The 2,852-nt window shown below is 62.7% G+C and carries 2 protein-coding genes; both read right to left on the bottom strand.

Annotation, left to right across the window (positions count from 1 at the left end):
* The coding region (locus EOA27_RS30420; protein WP_145970626.1) for an MFS transporter at positions 1–1,082 on the bottom strand (1,082 nt) is incomplete at its 3' end.
* Positions 1,079–2,815 carry a winged helix-turn-helix domain-containing protein gene (locus EOA27_RS30415; protein ID WP_245467095.1) on the bottom strand — a complete coding sequence of 579 codons (1,737 nt, stop codon included), beginning with the start codon at positions 2,813–2,815 and terminating at the stop codon, positions 1,079–1,081. The genes EOA27_RS30415 and EOA27_RS30420, both read right to left, overlap by 4 nt.
* Between the last annotated feature and the right edge of the window lie 37 nt (positions 2,816–2,852).

Raw genomic sequence — 2,852 nt, 5'->3', positions numbered from 1 at the left:
CGCCAGAAGCGGTAGACGCTGAGCGAGCGCGCCCGCCACGATGGATGCGAGGCGTCCGAAACGGCCGCGATCAGGCTTGGGTAGACCATCGCCGTGCCGAGACCGAGCAGCAGGCTCGCCAGCAGCCACCAGCCGAAATCGCGCGTCATGGCGGTCAAGAGAAGTCCCGCCGCCTGCACCCACATGCCGGCGACGATCAGGCCCTTGCGGCCCCACCGGTCGCTGAGCGGCCCGGTTGCGACCTGCAGGATGCCCCACACCGCCGGATAGACCGCTTTGAGGATGCCGATGCGCTCGACCCCCAGCCCGTTGGCGACGAAGAAGAGCGGGAACAGCCCCCAGCTCATGCCGTCATTCAGATTGTTCACCAGGCCGGCCTGGGAGGCGGCGAACAGGTTACGGTCCCCGAACGAGGTCAGCATGAAGATCTCACGGAAGCTGAGCGGCGAAGACTGTCTTGGGTGATTAGCCAGTTCCAGCTCCACATGCCCGCGTGTGTCGCGCACCAGCAGGATCGACAGCGCCGCACCCAGGATCGCGTAGACGACGCCGAGATAGATCGGCACTGGCCGCAGCCCGTAGCGGCTGGCGAGATAGCCGGTGAGGAAGGCGGTGATGCCGACGGCGAGATAGCCGGCGAACTCGTTGAGGCCGACGGCCAGTCCCCGCGATTTCGGCCCGACCAGATCGACCTTCATGATCACCGTCATCGACCAGGCGAGCCCTTGGTTGATGCCGAGCAGCGCGTTGGCGGCCACGATCCAGCCCCAGTTCGGAGCCCAGATGATGATGAAGGGCACCGGCAGGCCGAACAGCCAGCCGAGGACCAGCACGCGCTTGCGGCCCCATGTGTCGGCAAGCTGGCCGGAGACGAGGTTGGCGCAGGCCTTGACCACGCCGAAGCTGACGATGAAGGAGACGATAAGCGTGCTGGAAGCGACGCCGAATTCCTCCGCGCCGATCAGCGGCACGACGGTCCGCTCGATGCCCACCATCCCGCCAACGAAGGCGTTGATCAGCACCAGCAGCGAAAACTGCTTCCAGTTGGCCTTGAGGCCGAGCGCGACGGCGGTGGCGTTCACACTGGAAAACCGGCCTTTCTGAAGCCTGATGTGAAAAGCTCGAGAGCGACCGGGTCGGCGAACGGGAGACCTGAAATCAGCCGAACAGTCACGTCGTGTTTCCTCACCAGTGTTTCCTCGACTTCAGCGCGCGCCTTCTCCATCTCGCCCAAATGCGCGTAAGTCGCCGCGAGGAAGGCATGAGTGAAGAAATGGTCTCCGGCCTTCTGATACGAACCGACGGCTTCCGAGTACTTGCCAAGCAGGAAAAGGGAGCTGCCCTTCACCTCCCAAAACCATGTCGGAGGCAACGGGTCGCGCAGCAGCGCACTTTCGAGCACGTTGAGTGCCGTCTCGGCCCGACCGCCGTAATTGAGCCAGCTCGCGTAATCCCCTGCTATGTTCACGTCGAGCGGGTTCAACGAGCGTGCTCGCTCGAAATGCATTCCCGCATCGCTGTGCTGGCGCATATGCGTAAGCACCAGCCCCATGCTCTGGTGACACACGCCGTCACTCCTGTCGAGAGCGAGCGCCGCTCGTGCCGAGTCCCAGGCGTTCTGCAGCGTGCGGGGATCGTTGTCGTACCAAAATCTGCCAACGAGGGCCTGGGCGAGGAAGGCGTGGCCTTGAGCGAATGTCGCATCGAGCTCGACACACCGAACGAACAGCGGCTCGGACTTGTCCAGTTCATATCTATGGAAGAGCGCGCGCCCTTGCAGATAGTAGTCGTATGCATCCCAATCGGCTGGAGGCTTGCGCCTGGAGCGTCCTGCCGAGTCGGCCTCCGTTTGGCCTTCGACCATTGAGGCGATGAGCGCGGCAACCTCGTCTTGCAATGTGAAGATGTCGTTGAGGGCCCGGTCGTACCGTTGGGCCCACAGGTGGGTGCCGGTGGCGGCGTCAATCAATTGTGTGGTGATGCGAATGCGATCGCCGAGCTTTCGTATGCTGCCTTCGACGAGGTAGCGAACCCCGAGTTTGCGACGGACTTCAGCGATGTCCGGTGCCGGATGGCGAAACTGAAAAGACGAGTTGCGTGCGATGACGAGGAGGGAGCGAAATCTGGCCAGCTCCGTGATTATGTCCTCGGTTATGCCGTCACTGAGATATTGCTGGTCCTGATCGCCGCCCAAATTGGCAAAGGGCAGCACCGCAATCGACGGTTTGCCGGATGCCGGCATCGGTTTGGAGGGTGTGCTCGCCACCGGCTCAATCGTCCCGGTGAAGCGGTAGCCGACGCGAGGCACAGTGGCGATCCACTCGCCGCCGTTGTCAGCCGGACCAAGAACCTTTCTTAGTGTCGCGATCTGGACGGTAAGGTTGCCTTCCTCAACGGCGGTGCCCGGCCAGGCAGCGTCCATCAGCTCAGCCTTGGTCACGATTTCGCCGGGCCGTGCCGCAAGCGCGGCAAGCAACGTCAGCCCACGATGCCCAACGGCGATCGTGATGCGCTCTTTAAGGAGCGTCCCGGTGTCGGGATCGAGTACGAACGGACCAAAAGCGATGCGAGTCCCGTGCATGTGCACATAGTAGACGCTTGGAAAGTTTTCGGAAAAGGGTTTGAGAATGGCAAAACCGGTAACTGGGGCGTTCCGCGCGCCGCCTCGAGGACAGGATGCCGGAATGGAAAGCGGCCAGCCTGCCGGTGGCGGCGGCCGCCTGATGGTGCGGCTGGCTGATTGACCCGGGCGCGCCGGCAGATCAACGTGCGATGGCTTACAAAAGCTGATAGCATCCCTCGATGCTTTCTCCACGAGGCTTGAGGGTCACCATGTCTGCGCGTTTCTATTC

This window comes from Mesorhizobium sp. M2A.F.Ca.ET.037.01.1.1 (assembly GCF_003998075.1).
Classification (GTDB): Bacteria; Pseudomonadota; Alphaproteobacteria; order Rhizobiales; family Rhizobiaceae; genus Mesorhizobium.
The sequence above is the reverse complement of the archived record's forward strand: the minus strand, read 5'-3'. Positions and strand labels throughout refer to the sequence as shown.